Annotated in this window: 18 protein-coding genes and 1 rRNA gene; 9 read left to right on the forward strand and 10 right to left on the reverse strand. The window is 55.7% G+C overall.

The genetic code is table 11. The annotated features are described in order from the left end of the window. The 6 genes from atpB to asnC form a co-directional block, all read right to left on the reverse strand. Positions 1-791, reverse strand: a 791-nt coding sequence (gene atpB / locus ACK5JN_RS18695; RefSeq protein ID WP_416871523.1) for a F0F1 ATP synthase subunit A, incomplete at its 3' end; no start/stop codon positions are given. An 8-nt stretch (positions 792-799) separates the two neighbouring features. After that, positions 800-1,180 (reverse strand): F0F1 ATP synthase subunit I, encoded by a 381-nt coding sequence (atpI, locus tag ACK5JN_RS18700; protein ID WP_416871524.1) that lies wholly within the window; start codon positions 1,178-1,180, stop codon positions 800-802. A 614-nt stretch (positions 1,181-1,794) separates the two neighbouring features. Beyond that, entirely contained in the window at positions 1,795-2,418 is a 624-nt protein-coding gene (gene rsmG, locus ACK5JN_RS18705; RefSeq protein ID WP_416871525.1) for a 16S rRNA (guanine(527)-N(7))-methyltransferase RsmG, read from the reverse strand. A gap of 109 nt (positions 2,419-2,527) precedes the next feature. Continuing rightward, the gene (mnmG, locus tag ACK5JN_RS18710) at positions 2,528-4,417 is read right to left on the reverse strand and encodes a tRNA uridine-5-carboxymethylaminomethyl(34) synthesis enzyme MnmG (protein WP_416871526.1); all 1,890 of its coding nucleotides are present in this window, start codon (positions 4,415-4,417) and stop codon (positions 2,528-2,530) included. Between the two features lie 372 nt (positions 4,418-4,789). Next, positions 4,790-5,239, reverse strand: a complete 450-nt coding sequence (mioC, locus tag ACK5JN_RS18715) for an FMN-binding protein MioC (protein WP_416871527.1) — start codon at positions 5,237-5,239, stop codon at positions 4,790-4,792. A gap of 88 nt (positions 5,240-5,327) precedes the next feature. After that, positions 5,328-5,786 carry a transcriptional regulator AsnC gene (gene asnC / locus ACK5JN_RS18720; protein WP_035893632.1) on the reverse strand — a complete coding sequence of 153 codons (459 nt, stop codon included), beginning with the start codon at positions 5,784-5,786 and terminating at the stop codon, positions 5,328-5,330. Positions 5,787-5,937: 151 nt separating this feature from the next. Between asnC and asnA the strand changes: the two genes are divergently transcribed. Then, on the forward strand, positions 5,938-6,930 hold the full coding sequence (gene asnA / locus ACK5JN_RS18725) for an aspartate--ammonia ligase (protein ID WP_416871528.1): 993 nt from the start codon (positions 5,938-5,940) through the stop codon (positions 6,928-6,930). A gap of 6 nt (positions 6,931-6,936) precedes the next feature. On the opposite strand, the gene viaA is transcribed toward asnA, so the two are convergent. Both viaA and ravA read right to left on the reverse strand, forming a co-directional pair. Next, positions 6,937-8,388 (reverse strand): ATPase RavA stimulator ViaA, encoded by a 1,452-nt coding sequence (gene viaA, locus ACK5JN_RS18730; protein WP_416871529.1) that lies wholly within the window; start codon positions 8,386-8,388, stop codon positions 6,937-6,939. Then, the gene (gene ravA / locus ACK5JN_RS18735; protein WP_416871530.1) at positions 8,388-9,884 is read right to left on the reverse strand and encodes an ATPase RavA; all 1,497 of its coding nucleotides are present in this window, start codon (positions 9,882-9,884) and stop codon (positions 8,388-8,390) included. The genes viaA and ravA overlap by 1 nt, the downstream gene beginning before the upstream one ends. Positions 9,885-10,103: 219 nt before the next feature. Here ravA and kup point away from each other — a divergent pair, with 219 nt between their 5' ends. The 7 genes from kup (at position 10,104) to rbsR (ending at position 18,005) form a co-directional block, all read left to right on the forward strand. After that, positions 10,104-11,972, forward strand: a complete 1,869-nt coding sequence (kup, locus tag ACK5JN_RS18740) for a low affinity potassium transporter Kup (protein WP_064540568.1) — start codon at positions 10,104-10,106, stop codon at positions 11,970-11,972. 174 nt (positions 11,973-12,146) lie between these two features. Further along, entirely contained in the window at positions 12,147-12,566 is a 420-nt protein-coding gene (rbsD, locus tag ACK5JN_RS18745; protein WP_416871531.1) for a D-ribose pyranase, read from the forward strand. Between the two features lie 7 nt (positions 12,567-12,573). Continuing rightward, positions 12,574-14,079 carry a ribose ABC transporter ATP-binding protein RbsA gene (gene rbsA, locus ACK5JN_RS18750; RefSeq protein ID WP_416871532.1) on the forward strand — a complete coding sequence of 502 codons (1,506 nt, stop codon included), beginning with the start codon at positions 12,574-12,576 and terminating at the stop codon, positions 14,077-14,079. 5 nt (positions 14,080-14,084) lie between these two features. Next, on the forward strand, positions 14,085-15,050 hold the full coding sequence (gene rbsC, locus ACK5JN_RS18755; protein WP_416871533.1) for a ribose ABC transporter permease: 966 nt from the start codon (positions 14,085-14,087) through the stop codon (positions 15,048-15,050). A gap of 27 nt (positions 15,051-15,077) precedes the next feature. Next, positions 15,078-15,968: a ribose ABC transporter substrate-binding protein RbsB gene (gene rbsB / locus ACK5JN_RS18760; RefSeq protein ID WP_106930081.1), complete on the forward strand. Its 891-nt coding sequence runs from the start codon at positions 15,078-15,080 to the stop codon at positions 15,966-15,968. Between the two features lie 111 nt (positions 15,969-16,079). Continuing rightward, positions 16,080-17,009 (forward strand): ribokinase, encoded by a 930-nt coding sequence (rbsK, locus tag ACK5JN_RS18765; RefSeq protein ID WP_416871534.1) that lies wholly within the window; start codon positions 16,080-16,082, stop codon positions 17,007-17,009. Positions 17,010-17,012: 3 nt separating this feature from the next. Then, entirely contained in the window at positions 17,013-18,005 is a 993-nt protein-coding gene (gene rbsR / locus ACK5JN_RS18770) for a ribose operon transcriptional repressor RbsR (protein WP_416871535.1), read from the forward strand. A gap of 2 nt (positions 18,006-18,007) precedes the next feature. Here the strand turns inward: rbsR and mdtD are convergent, their stop codons facing one another. Together mdtD and ACK5JN_RS18780 are read right to left on the reverse strand one after the other, a co-directional pair. Further along, complete coding sequence (gene mdtD, locus ACK5JN_RS18775) at positions 18,008-19,396, reverse strand: multidrug transporter subunit MdtD (RefSeq protein ID WP_416871536.1); 1,389 nt, start codon at positions 19,394-19,396, stop codon at positions 18,008-18,010. Positions 19,397-19,406: 10 nt separating this feature from the next. Then, positions 19,407-20,111 carry a FadR/GntR family transcriptional regulator gene (locus ACK5JN_RS18780; RefSeq protein WP_416871537.1) on the reverse strand — a complete coding sequence of 235 codons (705 nt, stop codon included), beginning with the start codon at positions 20,109-20,111 and terminating at the stop codon, positions 19,407-19,409. Between the two features lie 475 nt (positions 20,112-20,586). On the opposite strand from ACK5JN_RS18780, the gene ACK5JN_RS18785 reads away from it, so the two are divergent. After that, positions 20,587-20,749, forward strand: a 16S ribosomal RNA gene (locus ACK5JN_RS18785); the annotation flags it as partial.

Here is a 20,749-nt window from a genome sequence, read left to right on the forward strand (position 1 = left end):
AGATAGACGATCGTCAGAACCATGAAGATAAAGGCTTGCAGCGTAATGATCAGGATGTGGAAAATGGCCCATGGCACATTCAGAACCCACTGTGACCACCACGGCAGAAGACCCGCGATCAGAATGAAAATCAGCTCACCCGCATACATGTTGCCGAACAGTCGCAGACCGAGGGAAATCGGTTTGGACAGCAGGCTAACGCCTTCCAGGATCAGGTTGACCGGAATAAACGCCCAGTGGTTGAACGGCTGCAAGGTAAGCTCTTTCACGAAGCCGCCTACGCCTTTCATTTTGATGCTGTAGAAAAGAATCAGGATGAATACGCCCAGTGCCATAGACAGGGTGATGTTCACGTCAGCAGACGGCACCACACGCAGGGCAGGCAGACCGAAGATATGCTCGCCGATAAACGGCAGCAGGTCGATCGGCAGCAGGTCCATCAGGTTCATCAGGAAGACCCAGACAAAGACGGTCAGCGCCAGCGGTGCAATCACCTTGCTCTTGCCGTGGTACATGTCTTTGACGCTACCGTGGACGAAGCCAATGATCATTTCGATGAACGTCTGGAATTTCCCTGGAACGCCGCTGGTCGCACGTTTCGCAACGCCGCGGAAAATGGCCAGGAACAACAGACCCAGTACCACCGAGAAGAACATGGAGTCGATATTGATCGTCCAGAAGGTGGCTGGGGGGTTATGCGGATCCACCAGCGAGAATGTACGCAGGTCCAGCTGAAGGTTATTCAGGTGGTGTCCTATGTAATCCTGCGGCGTCATATTTTCAGAAGCCATGATGCCTTTTACCCTTTGTTGTTAATTACAGCGGGCGCCAGTATCTGAACCACTAGCACCAAAATCCATGTAACGATCAGCGGTAAGAATACCGCCTTTAAAACCGCCAGCGCCACAATCAGTAACACCAGCATCGCTAACACCTTGAACGCTTCGCCGAAGGCGAACGTCCAGGCCACTTTGCCCTTCACGGGTGTATGCACCTGGTGACGCCAGGCAAAAATCATAAACAACATATTAGGCAGTAACACTGCCAGGCCTCCACACGCGGCGGAGATGCCCCAGAAGGGGTCTTTTAGGCTGAACAGCAATCCACTTGCTATCACTGCCAGAAGCTGAATGAACAGAAGCTTACGAGCAACGTTTCGACTCACGAGCGACATAGACATCACGTTTCTACTCCTGCTCCCTTTGAGGTATGCCGCGTGTCGTATAAAACGTTCTTTAAAGCTCGGAGTCAAGCATCAAAAAGCGGTCAAATTATACGGTGACGCCCCGTGATTTCAAACAATAAGTAGCCAAAACGTGAATAAATATTTAAATATTTTTCATTCGCGCTATTTTCCTACTTTTCGTCAAAGTGTGAACGATCGTACAAAAGTGCAAATACAGCGAAAACAGTGGTGACAAAGCGTGCACAAGATCACACATTAAACATTTTAGCGCTCATCTTCTGTATCAACGTCGCAAAAGATGACAAGTCATCATTTTGATATCTAAGACGAAATCAGAGCACTCTTTTAAAAACACGTCGAAACAGAACAAAAACCATTCATTGACATTCATAATAACTTATTAACATGACAAAATGGCTAACGTGCTGACTTATAGCAAGCTGATATTTTCCATGTTTACTATTTTCATCATTAACAAAAAAAGCTTGGTTAGTAAGAAGATAAAAACACGTTAAGTACGAGTTAAATCAAGCCGGTCTCTGGCAGGGAGTGTCGCTAATTTGTTAACACCAGAGACCGCATTTTTTCTCTACTTTTTTTGATAAATATTAAATTTTATTTGGTGCAATAATAACCAGATGGCGCTCCCCTTCCAGCTGAGGAACCCGTAGTTTAACGATGGATTCGACGCTGAACCGTGGCGGAAGCTGCGTTATTTCGTCTTCCGGCAGCTGCCCTTTCAGTGCATAAAAACGCCCTTCCTCGCCCGGCAGGTGATGGCACCAGCTCACCATGTCCGTCAGCGATGCGAACGCGCGGCTGATGACGCCATCAAACGGCGGCTCGGCAGGAAACTCTTCAACGCGGCTCTGCACCGGCGTGATGTTCGTCAGCCCAAGCTCGTGCTGAACCTGGCGCAGGAAGCGAACGCGCTTACCCAGGCTATCGAGCAGCGTAAAGTGCGCATCCGGACGCACGATAGACAGCGGGATGCCCGGCAGGCCCGGACCGGTGCCGACATCGATAAAACGTTCGCCTTTCAGCGACGGAGCGACCACGATGCTGTCGAGGATATGGCGCACCAGCATCTCGTTAGGGTCGCGCACCGACGTCAGGTTGTAGGCTTTGTTCCACTTGTGCAGCATATCGACATAGCCAACAAGCTGATTTTTCTGGTGATCGGTGAGCGAAATCCCTGCTTCATCCAGCAGACGAGAAAGTTTGTTGAGCACGTTGATGACCCTATCAGAAAATAACTGCCCGGTAGCATGACGCGTACCGGGCCGATGAATCAAGTCGGCGAACGCATGACGTTCGCCAGAAGCGCCGCCGAAGCGGTAATCAGGCGCTGCGGCGCAGCAGACCCTGTTTTTTCAGCCATACCAGCAGAATCGAGATCGCCGCCGGGGTGATCCCGGAGATACGCGACGCCTGGCCGATCGACACCGGTTTGTGATCGTTCAGCTTGGCGATAACTTCGTTCGACAGCCCGTTCACCTGGCGGTAATCCAGCGTTGCCGGCAGCAGCGTGTTTTCGTTGCGCTGCTGTTTTTCAATCTCATCCTGCTGGCGTGCGATGTAGCCTTCGTATTTCACCTGAATTTCGACCTGCTCCGCCGCCTGGGAATCTTCCAGCGCAGGCGAGAACGGCGTCAGGGAAGTCAGCTGCTGGTAGGTCATCTCCGGACGACGCAGCAGATCTTCGCCGTTAGCTTCACGGGACAACGGCGCAGTCAGGTGAGCATTCACTTCGGCTGCTGATTCCGCCGATGGCGTTACCCAGGTCGATTTCAGACGCTGACGTTCGCGCTCGATATTCTCCAGCTTCTCGTTGAAGCGCGCCCAGCGCACATCGTCCACCATCCCCAGCTCGCGGCCGATTTCGGTCAGGCGCAGGTCGGCGTTGTCTTCACGCAGCATCAGGCGATATTCGGCGCGGGAGGTGAACATACGGTACGGTTCTTTGGTACCCAACGTGCAGAGGTCGTCCACCAGCACGCCGAGGTATGCCTGATCGCGACGCGGCGCCCAGCCGTCTTTCTCGGCGGACAGACGCGCGGCGTTGAGTCCCGCCAGCAGCCCCTGCGCCGCGGCTTCTTCGTAGCCGGTAGTGCCGTTGATCTGGCCAGCAAAGAACAGACCGTGGATAAATTTGCTCTCCAGCGTCGGTTTCAGGTCGCGCGGATCGAAGAAATCGTACTCAATGGCGTAGCCAGGGCGAACGATACGGGCGTTTTCCATCCCCTGCATCGAGCGGACGATCTGCATCTGCACGTCAAACGGCAGGCTGGTGGAGATGCCGTTCGGGTAAATTTCGTTGGAGGTCAGCCCTTCCGGCTCCAGGAAGATCTGGTGCTGGTTACGATCGGCGAAGCGCATCACTTTGTCTTCGATCGACGGGCAGTAGCGTGGGCCGATACCTTCGATCACGCCGGCATACATCGGGCTACGATCGAGGTTATTGCGGATCACGTCATGGGTTTTCTCGTTGGTGTGCGTGACGTAGCACGGCATCTGGCGCGGGTGCTGGGAAGCATTGCCCAGGAACGAGAAGACCGGCATTGGATCGTCGCTGTTCTGCTGGCCAAGCACGCTGAAGTCGATGGTGCGCGCGTCAATGCGCGGCGGCGTACCGGTTTTCAGGCGGCTGACGCGCAGCGGCAGTTCACGCAGGCGACGAGACAGCGGGATGGACGGCGGATCGCCGGCGCGGCCAGCGCTGTAGTTATCCAGAACGATGTGAATTTTGCCGTCCAGGAAGGTCGCGACTGTCAGCACGACCGCTTTCGCGCGGAATTTGAGCCCCATCTGGGTGACGGCGCCGACCACACGATCGTTCTCGACAATCAGATCTTCAACCGCCTGCTGGAAGATCATCAGGTTCGGCTGGTTCTCCAGTGCGGTGCGTACCGCCTGACGGTAGAGCACGCGATCCGCCTGAGCACGGGTGGCGCGAACCGCTGGCCCTTTGCTGGCGTTTAGTATCCTAAACTGGATGCCGGCATGGTCGATCGCCGTTGCCATCAGGCCGCCAAGTGCATCCACTTCTTTTACCAGGTGTCCTTTCCCAATGCCGCCAATCGCCGGGTTGCAGCTCATCTGCCCCAGGGTGTCGATATTGTGTGTCAAAAGCAGGGTCTGTTGGCCCATTCGCGCTGCGGCCATCGCGGCCTCAGTGCCTGCATGACCCCCGCCAATGATGATGACGTCAAAAGGATCCTGATAAAACATGGTGGTTTGCCTCGCGTACTGCGGTTTTTAAATGGATTGAAGTCCGGGCGTGGATTCTACTCAACTTTAGTCGATGGAGAAAGCGTCTGGATCCTGGGTATTAAAAAGAAGATCTTTTTATTTAGAGATCTGTTCTATTGTGATCTCTTATTAGGATCGCCAATCTCTGTGGATAAGTGCGATCCAGACATTGAGATCAACCGTTTAAGCCGGATCATTATCTGTGAATGATCGGTGATCCTGGTCCGTATAAGCTGGGATCAAAATGAAGGGTTATACACAACTCAAAAACTAGCCAACGGTTATTCTTTGGATAACTACCGGTTGATCCAAGCTTTTAACCAGAGTTATCCACATAAAAAAAGGAGATCTTTACAAATCTCTGAGCAATGGATGCCACGATCCCAGCCAAATTTCAGCCGGATCTTCCGGAATCTCATGTTCCAGCACGTTGATCTTCAGCGTTTCGCCGATCTGTCTGGCGCCACAGGCTTTGAGTTTGGCTTCCAGCTTGTCGATCGCGCCGCAGAACGTGTCGTATTCACGGCTACCGATGCCGATTGCGCCAAAGCGTACCTGAGAGAGATCCGGTTTCTGTTCGCTTAATGCTTCATATAAAGGCAGCAGGTTGTCAGGAATGTCTCCTGCACCGTGCGTGGAGCTGATCACCAGCCAGATCCCTTCGGTTGGAACCTCATCCAGCATCGGGCCGTGCAGCATTTCGCTGGAAAAACCAGCATCGTCCAGCTTTTCCGCCAGATGTTCTGCCACATATTCCGCACTGCCAAGCGTGCTGCCGCTGATAAGAGTGATGTCTGCCATGCTCGCCCACCTTTATAAAGAAGGCGCATTGTACGCTGTGAGCGAGCTGGGATCTACCTGTGGAAAAATGTGGGATTAAAAAAAGCGATCACGGCTTGATGGTACGCATGATCGGGTTTTGCAGCACGATCAGCGTTTCGGTGGACTGAATTTCATCAATTGTTTGGATCTTGTTGATAAGTACCTGCTGTAACGCGTCGATCGATTTGCACATCACCTTAATAAAGATGCTGTAGTGCCCGGTGGTGTAGTACGCCTCGGTCACTTCATCCAGGCTTTCCAGCCGCGCCAGCGCCGACGGATAGTCTTTCGCGCTCTTCAGAATAATGCCGATAAAGCAGCCCACGTCATAACCCAACTGTTTGGGGCTGACGTCGACGTGCGCACCGGTGATGATCCCGGCCTGCTTCATTTTCTCTACGCGCACGTGAATGGTGCCGGGGCTAACGGCAAACTGCTTGGCCAATTCGGCGTAGGCGGTACGGGCATTCGCCATTAAGGCCTCAAGAATGCCGCGGTCCAGATTGTCGATCTGATAATTTTCCATAGGTTTTTCTTATGAAGATTAATGATTCCCTCTATTTTAGCCTCTTATTTTAATGAATCAAAAGTCGAACAGGCTTTTTATTGTTTGATTATTGAATTGATGGCCGGTTTTGTTGCTTAATCAATGGCAACAGGACGCAGGAGTAAAAATAATGAAAACCGCATACATCGCAAAACAACGCCAGATCAGTTTCGTTAAATCCTATTTTTCCCGTCAGCTGGAAGAGAAGCTAGGGCTCGTAGAAGTCCAGGCACCAATTCTGAGCCGCGTGGGAGATGGGACGCAGGACAACCTATCTGGTTGCGAGAAGGCGGTTCAGGTGAAAGTGAAAACACTGCCAGATGCCCAGTTCGAAGTGGTTCATTCCCTTGCGAAATGGAAGCGTCAAACCCTGGGACAACACGACTTCAGCGCGGGCGAAGGGCTGTACACGCACATGAAGGCCCTTCGCCCCGATGAAGACCGACTTTCTCCGATTCACTCCGTTTACGTTGACCAGTGGGACTGGGAGCGCGTAATGGGTGATGACGAACGCCACGCCGGCACGCTGGAAAGCACCGTAAAGGCGATTTGGGCGGGCATTAAAGAAACCGAAGCTGCCGTGAGCAAAGAATTTGGGCTGACACCGTTCCTGCCAGAACAGATTCACTTTGTGCACAGCGAAACGCTGCTGAGCCTCTATCCGGGCCTTGACGCAAAAGGCCGCGAGCGCGCCATCGCTAAAGAGCTGGGGGCGGTGTTCCTGATTGGCATCGGCGGTAAACTCTCCGACGGCCAGCGCCACGACGTTCGCGCCCCGGACTACGATGACTGGAGTACCCAGACCGCATCCGGTTTTGCCGGCCTGAACGGTGATATTCTGGTGTGGAACCCGGTGCTGGAAGACGCGTTTGAGCTCTCTTCTATGGGGATCCGCGTGGATGCGAAAGCGCTGAAGCATCAGCTGCAGATCACCGGCGATGAAGATCGTTTACAGCTGGAGTGGCACCAGGCGCTGCTGCGCGGCGAGATGCCGCAGACTATCGGCGGCGGTATTGGTCAGTCTCGTCTGACGATGCTGCTACTGCAACTGTCCCATATCGGTCAGGTTCAGTGCGGCGTATGGCCAACTCAGGTACGTGAAAGCGTCTCCGCGCTGCTGTAACTCTGCCTAACGCCGCCAGCGTCTCAGCAGGCGGCTTCTCAACCCGGTATCAAAGCGCCAGATATGATCGAAAATGCGCATGATCCCGGGTTTGCCATGAGCGGACATCGCTACCGCGTGAAAACGATGCTGATGTTTATGCTGCAGATCCCCCACCTTTTTGACCACCTCATCCGGTAGCCGCTGGGCGATAAAATCGGAAATCACCACCGCGTCGGCATCCCGCCACTGCGGGTTTTCCAGATGCTCAATAATAGCGCGGAAGCAGCTGGCCATATCGGTACCGCCGCGAAAGCGCTGGCTTAAAAAGCGGATCGCCTGCTCCAGCCCCTGACGGCCGGTCAGCTCGTAGCGCACCACTTCGCTGGAGAACAGCATGATGTAGCAGCGACGGTTATCCGCCAGCGCCACGCGCATCAGCGCCAGGCAGAACGCTTTGGCGCACTGTTCGTTGAAACCGCCCATCGAACCGGACGTATCCACGCAGACAATAAACGGCCCGCGCGGCTGCTCGTCAACGTCCTGGTGCACCACCGGGCGTTCGGTCACTTTCTCGCGCCAGGCGTCGCCGTGCAGGCGATAGGTCAGCAGCTGTTTTTCCACCAGCCGCCGGTAAAACTCATATTCCAGCTCGGTGATCCCGAGCGTGGCCAGCTCCGGCGGCAGCAGGCGCAGGATATCGTCGCTTTGCTGGATGCCATCGACCTGCTCGGGGACGGTGGATGGCTCGCGCACCAGCGAACGGAAAGTCTCCATCGGGGAATCTTTCTTCGGTACCGATTTGGCTTCGCGCGAACGACCCAGCTGTTCAGCCAGGCGCAGCAGCTCCGGCTGCTGGCTAAGAAAATCACCGTATTTGACGATCAGCTGATAGTCGCCGCGATTAAGCTGCCCGGCGCTCATGTCCCACAAACGGCCGCCGGCGCTGTCGTTCTCCACCAGCACCGGATCCAGCTGGCCGCTTAACGTCATCCGCTCCTGCACTTCGCTCAGCAGCTGTTCGCGCTCTTCTTCCAGCAGCTGCTGATTGATTGAGGTGACCTGCACCACCAGGCTTAAGCGCCAGCGTTGCAGAAAAAGGGTATGCAGCGCGGGGGTAAAAGTTGCGTTATTCGCCACCAGCTGCTGGGCCTGGGCGGCAAAAGGTGACTGGACGCGAAGGAGCAGCGCCACAATCTGCGGCAGCTGCACGATAAACTGGCTGGTGGAGAGAAGCTGGCTCTGCTGATAGCAGATCACCTCCTCTTCCAGCTCGTGCGGCACCGGCGCGCCCTTTAGCCGGTTTCTGAAGGTTTCACGCCAGCGGGGAAGATCGTCGGTAATAGCGCTTTTCAGGCGCGGAAATTTTTCAAAGAACACGGCCAGCTGCGGCGAGGCCAGCAGGGCGATGATCATCTCTTCGATCATCCCCTCTTCGCTGACCGCCAGCATGACGTTGAGCGTGTCGATGGTCAGCATTAACTCTGCGCCTGCTTAATTTGCGCGGCCACGTCCTGGAGGCTGGCTTCGATACGCCCCAACCACTCTTCATGAATAAACAGACATTTTTGCTGCTCGCTAAAGCGGTTGTGCTGCTGGTGCCACTCTTCATCTAAGGCGAGCAGCTGCTGGCGGATCTCCGTCGGCATACTCTCTGTGGCGCCCGACCCCGGCAGCGACAGGCGCGTGCCCTGAAGGCTGACGTCGCGCACCACCAGATGCTGTGCAGCATCGACTTCCATATTCAGCGTCTGCGCAAAGCCGATGCCGTTGAGCTTGCCGCGAATTTCGCCGCCCTTCTCCAGCCAGTTTTCCAGCGCCTGGCGCTCGAAGGTAATGTGAATAACCTCGATATCGTGGAGCTTGAGCGGCTGCTGGAGCAGCAGGGTTATCGTCGGCGACTGAATCTCGGACGGCAGCTCATAGTGCGGCTTGCGGCTAAACATGCCGCCCAGGCGTGTGACTTTGAGCGCGGTTTTGTCGCTCTGCTGCTGTTGAATTTGCAGCCGCTGCTGGGTAATCGCGCCCAGCTTATTGAGCATGGCCTGCTGCTGCCACGCGTGTCCGGTCATCAATATATCGATTTGTTGTTGCAGCAGATTTCGGCTTTCCGCATCGTGCCACAGGCACTCTTTCAGCAGGATCAGATCGATAGGCGCGATCGCATCGCGGCCGCTAAAGAACGCGCAGGCCTGCAGCAGACGGATCGCTTTTTTCCAGCGACGATCGGAAACGTACGGCGCGTTCGGCAGATTATCCAGCTGCTGGCGCAGGGTGAAAATCAGCTCAAACACCGCATCCGGCAGTTTCACGTTGCCGATATCTTTCTGCCACTGGAAGTACTCTTCGTCGGTAACCTGGAGATTCGCTGGAATCGGGTTGTCGTTTTCGTCCTGCTGGCTAATCAGCATCGAGCGGAAATTGCCCTTATCCTGCACTTTATCGAGCCACAGGCGAATCAGCATACGGTCATATAGCGCTTCAAGACTGCTTTCCGCTTCAGGCAGTTCGTTTGAGGCGGTAACCAGCAGACGCATGGGAATTTTTTCGACGCTGGCGCCGTTGCGGAAGTGACGTTCGTTAATAGCGGTCAGCAGGGTGTTAAGGATTGCCGGGCCGGCTTTCCAGATTTCATCCAGAAAGACAATTTCGGCCTCTGGCAGGTAGCCGGCGGTCAGACGCTCGTAGCGGCCTTCATCTTTTAGCGCCTGGATGGAGAGCGGCCCAAACACCTCTTCCGGCGTGGAGAAACGGGTCATCAGATATTCAAACGCCCGGGCGTGCTGGAAGGCGAACTTCAGGCGGCGGGCAATCAGGCTCTTGGCGATCCCCGGCGGGCCGAGTAAAAAGACGCTTTCACCGCTGAGTGCGGCCAGCAGGCAGAGGCGAATCGCATGACTACGTTCAAATAGCCCTTTCTCCAGTGCGCTGCTCAGCCGCGAAATTCTTTCTGCTAATAAATGTGGTTGGGCCATAATTAACTTGCGTCCTTTCGCCGTTTAATCAGCTAACTGGCTGAGTATAGACGTTTAAGTCTTTAGGTGAATAGCCTGAATAGTACCTCGCCATTTCTTGAGGCAGGTTAATATGACGTGATTAAGGGGTACGATTTTGACGCTAATCGTGCATACTGTGCGCTTTTCGTGGGCCAAGGGACTAGGCACACATTTGTTTCATAAACGAAAGACTAGTCTATGAGCACTGATAAGAAACAATCTTTATCAGCGATTACACTCGCTGCAATTGGCGTGGTATACGGCGATATTGGTACCAGCCCTCTTTATACGCTTCGTGAATGTTTATCTGGCCAGTTTGGTTTTGGCGTTGAACGTGACGCGGTTTTTGGCTTTCTGTCATTAATCTTCTGGCTATTGCTGTTAACGGTATCCCTCAAATACATCACCTTCGTGATGCGGGCGGACAACGCCGGCGAAGGGGGGATTCTAACGTTGATGTCCCTGGCGGGGCGCAATACGTCCGCGCGCACAACCTCCGTACTGGTGATCCTCGGGCTGATCGGCGGTAGCTTCTTCTATGGTGAAGTGGTTATCACCCCGGCGATTTCGGTGATGTCGGCGATTGAAGGTCTGGAAATCATCGCCCCCCAGCTCGATACCTGGGTGGTTCCCATCTCGATTATTGTCCTGACGCTGCTGTTTGCTATCCAGAAGCACGGTACCAGCATGGTCGGTAAACTGTTCGCGCCGATTATGCTTATCTGGTTCCTGCTGCTGGCGGGGCTTGGCGCACGCAGCATTATTGCCAACCCGGAAGTGTTGCAGGCGTTGAACCCCTACTGGGCGGTCAATTTCTTCCTGCAATACAAAACCGTTTCCTTTATTGCGCTGGGCGCGGTGGTGCTGTCGATTACCGGCGTGGAAGCGCTGTATGCCGATATGGGCCACTTCGGCAAGCTGCCGATTCGTTTGGCCTGGTTCTCGGTGGTGCTACCTTCGCTGGTACTGAACTACTTCGGCCAGGGCGCGCTGCTGCTCAAGCATCCGGAAGCGATTAAGAACCCGTTCTTCCTGCTGGCGCCGGAGTGGGCGCTGATCCCGATGCTGATTATCGCCGCGCTGGCGACGGTTATCGCCTCTCAGGCGGTGATCTCCGGCGTCTTCTCGCTGACCCGCCAGGCGGTGCGCCTGGGCTATCTGTCGCCGATGCGCATTATCCATACCTCAGAGATGGAGTCCGGGCAGATTTATATCCCGTTCATCAACTGGCTGCTGTATATCTCGGTAGTGATCGTCATCGTGAGCTTTGAGCACTCCTCAAACCTGGCGGCGGCGTACGGGATTGCGGTGACCGGGACGATGGTGCTGACGACCATTCTGTTCACCACCGTGGCGCGTAAGAACTGGCACTGGAATAAGTTCTTTGTGGCGCTGCTGTTCGTGGCGTTTATGTGCATCGATATTCCGCTGTTCTCGGCGAACCTCGATAAAATTGTCTCCGGTGGTTGGCTGCCGCTGACGCTGGCGCTGATCATGCTCACTATCATGACCACCTGGAAGAGCGAGCGCTTCCGCCTGCTGCGCCGTATGCACGAACACGGCAACTCTCTGGAGGCGATGATCGCCTCGCTGGAGAAATCGCCGCCGGTCCGCGTGCCGGGTACCGCGGTGTATATGTCGCGCGCGCTGAACGTGATTCCGTTCGCCATGCTGCATAACCTCAAGCACAACAAGGTGCTGCACGAGCGCGTCATTCTGCTGACGCTGCGTACCGAAGATGCGCCGTACGTACACAACGTGCGTCGTGTACAGATCGAGCAGCTGTCGCCGACCTTCTGGCGCGTGGTCGCCAGCTACGGCTGGCGCGAAACGCCGAACGTGGAAGAGGTGTTCCACCGCTGTGGTCTGGAAGGCTTAAGCTGCCGGATGATGGAGACCTCGTTCTTTATGTCGCACGAGTCGCTGATTGTCGGCAAACGGCCGTGGTATCTGCGCCTGCGTGGCAAGCTGTACCTGCTGCTCCAGCGCAACGCCCTGCGCGCGCCGGACCAGTTCGAGATCCCGCCAAACCGCGTTATCGAGCTGGGCACCCAGGTCGAAATCTAACGCCATCAACGCCCTCCCTCATTGAGACGGAGGGCGTTTTTTTATCTTGTCTTCCCCGTTCGCGAAACGTTTCGATGGCGATCACAATTTTATAACCTGGTGATGGTTTTCTGCGCGTTCTTCGGTCTACACTTACGACAGCGAAACGTTTCGCTAGTGGAGCAAGAAAACAAAATGAAGAAAGGCACGGTACTCAACTCTGAAATCTCGTCGGTCATTTCCCGTCTGGGTCATACCGATACGCTGGTGGTGTGCGACGCGGGTTTACCCATCCCTCGCAGCACGGCGCGCATTGATATGGCGCTAACCCAGGGCGTTCCCACCTTTATGCAGGTGCTGGGCGTGGTCACGCAGGAGATGCAGGTCGAGTCCGCCATTCTCGCCGCGGAAATTCAACACCATAATCCGCAGCTTCACGAAACGTTGCTCAAACACCTTGAGCAGCTGCAGCAACACCAGGGAAATTGCATTGACGTTCGTTACGTCTCACATGAGCAGTTCAAACAACAAACCGCAGACAGTCAGGCGGTGATTCGCAGCGGGGAATGTTCCCCGTTTGCGAATATCATTCTCTGTGCTGGCGTCACCTTCTGAGGCCATCATGGACGCACTCTTACAACTCAAAGGGATCGATAAATCGTTCCCGGGCGTGAAGGCGCTTGCCGGCGCCGCGCTGAACGTTTACGCCGGCCGCGTGATGGCGCTGGTGGGTGAAAACGGAGCGGGTAAATCCACTATGATGAAAGTGCTGACCGGGATCTACACCCGCGACGCCGGTTCGTTATTGTGGCTGGGCAAAGAAACTACCTTTAACGGCCCAAAATCCTCCCAGGAAGCCGGTATTGGTATCATCCACCAGGAGCTGAACCTGATCCCACAGCTGACGATCGCCGAGAATATTTTCCTCGGCCGTGAGTTCGTGAACCGCTTTGGCAAAATCGACTGGAAGAAGATGTACGCGGAAGCCGATGTGCTGCTGGCGAAGCTGAATCTGCGCTTTAAGAGCGACCGTCTGGTGGGCGACCTGTCGATTGGCGACCAGCAGATGGTGGAAATCGCCAAGGTGCTCAGCTTCGAGTCGAAGGTCATCATTATGGATGAACCGACCGATGCGCTGACCGATACCGAAACCGAATCCCTGTTCCGCGTTATCCGCGAGTTGAAATCGCAGGGGCGCGGCATTGTCTATATCTCCCACCGTATGAAAGAGATCTTCGAAATTTGCGATGACGTGACCGTCTTCCGCGACGGGCAGTTTATTGCCGAGCGTGAAGTGGCCAGCCTGACCGAAGATCTGCTGATTGAGATGATGGTGGGACGCAAACTCGAAGATCAGTACCCGCATCTGGATAAAGAACCGGGAGAGATCCGCCTGAAGGTCGACGCGCTGTGCGGCCCGGGCGTGGAGAACGTCTCCTTCACTCTGCGCAAAGGCGAAATTCTCGGCGTGGCGGGGCTGATGGGCGCCGGGCGCACCGAATTAATGAAAGTGCTGTACGGCGCGCTGCCGCGTAGCAGCGGCTACGTCACCCTTGATGGTCATGAAGTGGTGACCCGCTCGCCGCAGGATGGCCTGGCGAACGGCATCGTTTATATCTCCGAAGACCGTAAGCGCGATGGTTTAGTGTTGGGCATGTCGGTCAAAGAAAACATGTCGCTGACCGCGCTGCGCTACTTCAGCCGCAGCGGCGGCGGGCTGAAGCACAAAGATGAGCAGCAGGCGGTGGGCGACTTTATCCGCCTGTTCAACGTGAAAACCCCGTCGATGGAACAGGCGATCGGCCTGCTGTCCGGCGGTAACCAACAGAAAGTCGCCATCGCGCGCGGCCTGATGACCCGTCCGAAGGTACTGATCCTCGATGAACCGACGCGCGGCGTCGACGTCGGGGCGAAAAAAGAGATTTACCAGCTTATCAACCAGTTCAAGGCCGACGGCCTGAGCATCATTCTGGTCTCTTCCGAGATGCCGGAAGTACTGGGGATGAGCGATCGCATTATTGTGATGCATGAAGGGCATCTCGGCGGTGAGTTCTCACGCGAGCAGGCCACCCAGGAAGTATTAATGGCTGCCGCAGTGGGCAAGCTTAACCGCGTGAATCAGGAGTAAAAAAGATGACAACCCAGTCTGTGGCGAGTCGCCGCTATTTCACTAAAGCCTGGCTGCTGGAGCAAAAATCGCTGATTGCCCTGCTGGTGCTGATAGCGATTGTGTCGACCATGAGCCCGAACTTTTTTACCGTCAATAACCTGTTCAACATCCTGCAGCAAACCTCCGTGAATGCGATCATGGCGGTCGGGATGACGCTGGTCATTCTAACGTCGGGGATCGATCTGTCCGTCGGTTCCCTGTTGGCGTTGACCGGCGCGGTCGCCGCGTCGATTGTCGGCATCGAAGTCAATGCGCTGGTGGCGGTTGCTGCCGCACTCGCATTGGGTGCCGCAATCGGGGCTGTTACCGGCGTGATCGTGGCTAAAGGCCGGGTACAGGCGTTTATCGCCACTCTGGTGATGATGCTGCTGCTGCGCGGTGTGACCATGGTGTACACCAACGGTAGCCCGGTGAATACCGGCTTTACCGACAACGCCGACGTGTTCGGCTGGTTCGGGATTGGCCGCCCGCTGGGCATCCCGACGCCGGTGTGGATCATGGCGATTGTCTTCCTCGCGGCGTGGTACATGCTGCACCATACGCGTCTGGGCCGCTATATCTATGCGCTGGGCGGTAACGAGGCGGCAACGCGTCTTTCCGGTATCAGCGTCAATAAAGTCAAAATTATCGTCTACTCTTTGTGCGGGTTACTGTCGGCGCTGGCGGGTATTATCGAAGTGGCGCGTCTCTCCTCTGCACAGCCAACGGCGGGTACCGGCTATGAGCTGGATGCCATCGCGGCGGTGGTGCTGGGCGGTACCAGCCTGGCGGGCGGTAAAGGTCGTATCGTCGGCACGCTTATCGGTGCGCTGATTCTTGGGTTCTTGAACAACGGTTTGAATTTGTTAGGTGTTTCTTCTTATTACCAGATGATCGTTAAAGCAGTGGTGATTTTGCTGGCGGTGCTGGTGGACAACAAAAAGCAGTAACTAACGACACTACAGGACATCTTAGATATGAACATGAAAAAACTGGCTACCCTGGTTTCCGCGGTTGCGCTGAGCGCCACCGTCAGTGCGAACGCGATGGCGAAAGATACCATTGCGCTGGTTATCTCTACCCTGAATAACCCGTTCTTCGTCTCCCTGAAGGATGGCGCGCAGAAAGAAGCCGACAAACTGGGTTACAACCTGGTGGTTCTGGATTCGCAGAACAACCCGGCGAAAGAGCTGGCGAACGTTCAGGATTTAACGGTTCGTGGCACCAAAATTCTGCTGATCAACCCGACGGACTCCGATGCCGTGGGTAACGCCATCAAGATGGCTAACCAGGCCAAAATTCCGGTCATCACCCTCGACCGCGTAGCTTCTAAAGGCGAGGTTGTCAGCCATATCGCGTCCGATAACGTACTGGGCGGCAAAATCGCCGGTGACTACATCGCGAAGAAAGCCGGTGAAGGCGCTAAAGTGATTGAACTGCAGGGTATTGCCGGGACTTCCGCGGCGCGCGAGCGTGGCGAAGGCTTCCAGCAGGCCGTGGCAGCGCATAAATTCAACGTGCTGGCCAGCCAGCCTGCCGACTTCGACCGTACTAAAGGTCTGAACGTCATGCAGAACCTGCTGACCGCGCATCCGGACGTGAAGGCCGTGTTCGCGCAGAACGACGAAATGGCGCTGGGCGCGCTGCGTGCGCTGCAAACCGCCGGTAAATCCGATGTGATGGTGGTCGGCTTTGACGGCACGCCGGATGGCGAAAAAGCGGTAAATGATGGCAAACTGGCGGCGACCATCGCGCAGCTGCCGGACCAGATCGGTGCGAAAGGCGTGGAAACCGCCGACAAAGTGCTGAAAGGCGAAAAGGTGCAGGCAAAATATCCTGTTGACCTGAAGCTGGTAATTAAGCAGTAATAACGTGAATGCGATTCAGGCTCTCACAGCCTGAGGGACTACATCTATAAAAGAAAAGCAGGGCACGCGCCACCGGGATACCGGTGGCGCATCTTACCGGACACTCTGAAAATGAAAACCGCAGGCAAACTCGTCGTCCTTGGCAGCATCAATGCCGATCACATTCTCAATCTTGAATCATTCCCGACGCCGGGCGAAACCGTCACCGGTAGCCATTATCAGGTCGCTTTCGGCGGCAAAGGCGCAAACCAGGCGGTTGCCGCCGGGCGTAGCGGCGCGGATATCGCGTTTATCGCCTGTACCGGCGACGATGATATCGGCGAGCGTATTCGTAAACAGCTGCAGGTTGACCGCATTGACGTTGCGCCAGTGAGCGCCATTGCGGGCGAGTCAACCGGCGTGGCGCTGATCTTCGTGAACGGCGAAGGTGAGAACGTGATCGGCATTCACGCAGGGGCTAACGCGGCGCTGTCTACCGCGCTGGTGGAGGCGCAACGTGAGCGTATTGCCGAGGCGGATGCGCTGCTGATGCAGCTCGAGTCCCCGCTCGACAGCGTCGTGCTGGCCGCCGAGATTGCCCATCAGAATCAGACGACCGTGGTATTGAACCCAGCCCCCGCTCGCGCGCTGCCGGATACGCTGCTGTCGCTGGTGGATATTATTACCCCGAACGAAACCGAAGCTGAAAAGCTCACCGGCGTACGGGTGGAAAACGATGACGATGCCGCGAAGGCCGCGCAGGTACTGCATGCCAAAGGTATCGACACGGTCATTATTACCCTTGGCAGCCGTGGCGTATGGGCCAGCGTTAAAGGAGAAGGCCGTCGCGTTCCGGGCTTTAAAGTGCAGGCGATCGATACCATCGCCGCGGGCGATACCTTTAACGGCGCGCTGATGACAGCGCTGCTGGAGAATACGCCGCTGGCGGATGCGCTGCGTTTTGCTCACGCTGCCGCGGCCATTGCCGTCACGCGTAAAGGCGCGCAGCCTTCTGTGCCCTGGCGTGAAGAGATCGACGAATTTTTACGTCAGCAGGGGTAATGCTTGGCCACGATGAAGGATGTTGCTCGCCTGGCGGGCGTTTCCACCTCGACGGTGTCTCACGTCATCAATAAAGATCGGTTTGTCAGCGAGGCCATCACCGAGAAGGTTGATGCGGCCATCAAAACGCTGAACTACGCGCCGTCGGCGCTGGCGCGTAGCCTCAAGCTTAATCAAACGCGTACCATCGGTATGCTGATTACCGCCAGTACCAACCCGTTTTACTCCGAACTGGTGCGCGGCGTCGAGCGTAGCTGCTTTGAGCGCGGCTACAGCCTGGTGCTGTGCAATACCGAAGGCGACGAACAGCGGATGAATCGCAACCTGGAGACGCTGATGCAAAAGCGCGTCGACGGGCTGCTGTTGCTGTGCACCGAAACGCACCAGCCCTCGCTGGAAATTATGCAGCGCTATCCTTCTATCCCCTCCGTGATGATGGACTGGGCGCCGTTCGATGGCGACAGCGATCTGATTCAGGACAACTCGCTGCTCGGCGGCGATATGGCGACGCGTTACCTTATTGAGCGTGGGCATACGCGGATTGCCTGTATTTCGGGCCCGCTGGATAAAACCCCGGCGCGACTGCGTCTGGAAGGGTATCGGGAAGCCATGCTCAACGCGCGTCTGCCGATCCCGGACGGCTATGAAATTACCAGCAATTTTGAGTTTGGCGGCGGATTCGACGCGATGCAGAAACTGCTGGCGCATCCTCAGCGTCCGGATGCGGTCTTTGTTGGTAACGATGCGATGGCGGTGGGGGCATACCAGGCGCTGTATCAGGCTGGGCTGCGTATCCCGCAGGATATGGCGGTGATTGGCTATGACGACATCGAGCTGGCGCGCTATATGACGCCGCCGCTGACCACCATTCACCAACCAAAAGACGAGCTGGGCGAGCTGGCGATTGATGTGTTGATTCACCGTATCGCACAGCCCGGGCAAAAACAGCAGCGTATGCAGCTGACGCCCGAGCTGGTGGTGCGCGGATCCGTCTAAGATTAGTGCTTTTCTTTAATCAGGTTGCGGCCATCCTTCGGCCGCAGCAGCATAAACATCAGCGCTGACACCGCCGTTATCACCCCCATGGTAATAAAGGTGTAGTGGAACTGCTCAATCGTCGAACCCACGATACTTTGATACGAGCGCAGTACCGCGGCGCTGATCGCCACCCCCAGGCTGATCGACAATTGCTGGGTGACGGCCAGCAGGCTGTTGCCGCCGCTGGCATTGTCGTCGGTAAGATCCGCAAGCGTGATGGTGTTCATTGAGGTGAACTGCGTCGACATCGCCATCCCCAGCACGAACAGCGGCAGAATCAGCATCCACACCGGCATCGACGGCGACTGCAGTGAGAACTGCGCGATCATCAGGCCAATAAACAGCGTTACGCCAACCAATGTTTTCCGATAACCCAACCTGCGCAATACCTGGGTGACGGTCGATTTCGCCACGATCGAGCCAATTGCCGTGGGCGCCATCATGATGCCGGCAATCAGCGCCGGATAGCCGAAGCCGACCTGCAGCATCAGCGGCATCAGGAACGGCACGCAGCCGGTGCCCAGGCGTGTGGCCAGGTTGCCCGCAATACCGACTGAGAAGGTTCGCGTTTTAAATAAGCCCAGAGAGATCAGCGGCGTTGGGTGTTTTCGCGCGTGGCGGATGTAGGCTAGCAGCAGAATAATGCTGAATAGCACCACCATCAGGGCGACCCAGCCCGACACAATCTGCTCGCCGAGCAGTTCCATGCCGATGGAGAACAGCACCAGGCTTAACCCAAACAGCAGGAATCCTGAGAGATCGAAACGTCGTCGCGGCGTGGTGAAGTTCGGCATGTATTTCCGCGCGTACAGCATGCCGATAACGCCAATCGGAATATTAATGAGGAAAATCCAGTGCCAGGTAGCCCAGGTCACAAAAACGCCGCCGAGTACCGGGCCAAGAATAGGCCCGATCAGCCCCGGCATGGTGACAAAGTTAAGCACCGGCAGCAGCTCGCTGCGCGGATAGGCGCGCAGTAAAGCCAGGCGGGCGACGGGCATCATCATGGCGCCGCCTACCCCTTGAATAATTCGGAACACGACCAGTTCGCCAAGCGAAGTGGACAGTGCGCACGCCAGCGAGCCCAGCGTAAACAGGCTGACCGCCAGCATAAAGATGCGTCGGGTGCCGAAGCGGTCGGCCAGCCAGCCACTCACCGGGATCAGCATCGCCACGGTGAGGGTATAGCTGATAATCGCCGATTGCATCGCCAGCGGCGAGCGGTTGAGGCTGTGGGCGATTGCGGGTAGCGCCGTGTTGAGGATGGTGGCGTCCAGCGCCTGCATAAAGAAGGCCATCGCGGCTATCCACGGTAGCCCGGCCATACTCCGCGCTTTCTTCTCAGTCATTCGCTGTCCTTTATACGGCGGCCAGAATATGCGGCGCGTTTAATAAAGCCTGGCAGGCCTGAAACGCCAGCGGGCCATCGCCTTCCTGTATTGCATCGACAATCGCCTGGTGGCTGGCCAGTTCAATCACCTCATCTTCGGTAATCGAGGTGAAATAGATGTGGTACACCGAATGGAATAGTTTAGCGAAGGATGTCAGGAATGGGTTGGCGCTCATTTCATAGATGTGTTCATGCCAGGAGGTATCAATATCGATCCAGCGCTCGCGGTCGAACGCTTTCTCCAGCGTCGCCATCTCTTCCATTAAGGTATTGAGCTGTGCTTTCTGCTCGGCGGTACCGAGCGTGGCGGCCAGCATGCAGGCCTGCGGCTCCAGGCTGCGGCGTAGTACCAGGAAGTGTTTCATGACGGCCTGAAAGTTATCGGTCGTTAGCCACCAGGAGATCAGCTCGGTATCGAGGAAGTTCCAGTGGGCCTGAGGCATCACGCGGGTGCCAATGCGCGGGCGAGGAAGCAGCATGCCTTTGGCTGAGAGGGTTTTTACCGCCTCGCGAACGGCGGTTCGGCTGACGCCGAAGATGTCACCCAGCTCCATCTCGCCGGGGAGGATGCTTTCCGGCGGATACTCGCCGGTTAATATCTTCTGGGCTATCTTTTCGGCCAGGACCCAGGAGATGTTCTTTTGAGCGGCCAGTTGCTGTGCGCTTAGAGACATAAATGCCATTCCTGTTATTTATCTTTCTTTAGTATGCCATTTGACGTGCTGAATCGGTGTTAAAAACAGCAGTCTGGGCTTTTTACGGCGTATTCATAAGCAATTTGATGAAAAAAATAGCGAGCGATAAAATAATTCAAATTTCCCCTTGTCAGGCAGAATAAACTCCCTATAATGCGGCCCCACTGAGACGGACAACGGCAAGCAAGCCGCCGGTTCAGAGAGGTTCTCTCGAGAATCTCGACGGAGAAAAGCGAAATTAAACGCTTGACTCTGAAAGAGGAAAGCGTAATATACGCCACCTCGCGACGGTGAGCTGTAAGCCGCGTCGCAACTGCTCTTTAACAATTTATCAGACAATCTGTGTGGGCACTCGAAGATACGGATTCTTAACGTCGTAAGACGATAAATGAATACCAAGTCTCTGAGTGAACACGTAATTCATTACGAAGTTTAATTCACGAGCATCAAACTTAAATTGAAGAGTTTGATCATGGCTCAGATTGAACGCTGGCGGCAGGCCTAACACATGCAAGTCGAACGGTAGCACAGAGAGCTTGCTCTCGGGTGACGAGTGGCGGACGGGTGAGTAATGTCTGGGAAACTGCCCGATGGAGGGGGATAACTACTGGAAACGG

It is taken from the genome of Kluyvera sp. (genome assembly GCF_047971185.1).
Taxonomy (GTDB): Bacteria; Pseudomonadota; Gammaproteobacteria; order Enterobacterales; family Enterobacteriaceae; genus Kluyvera.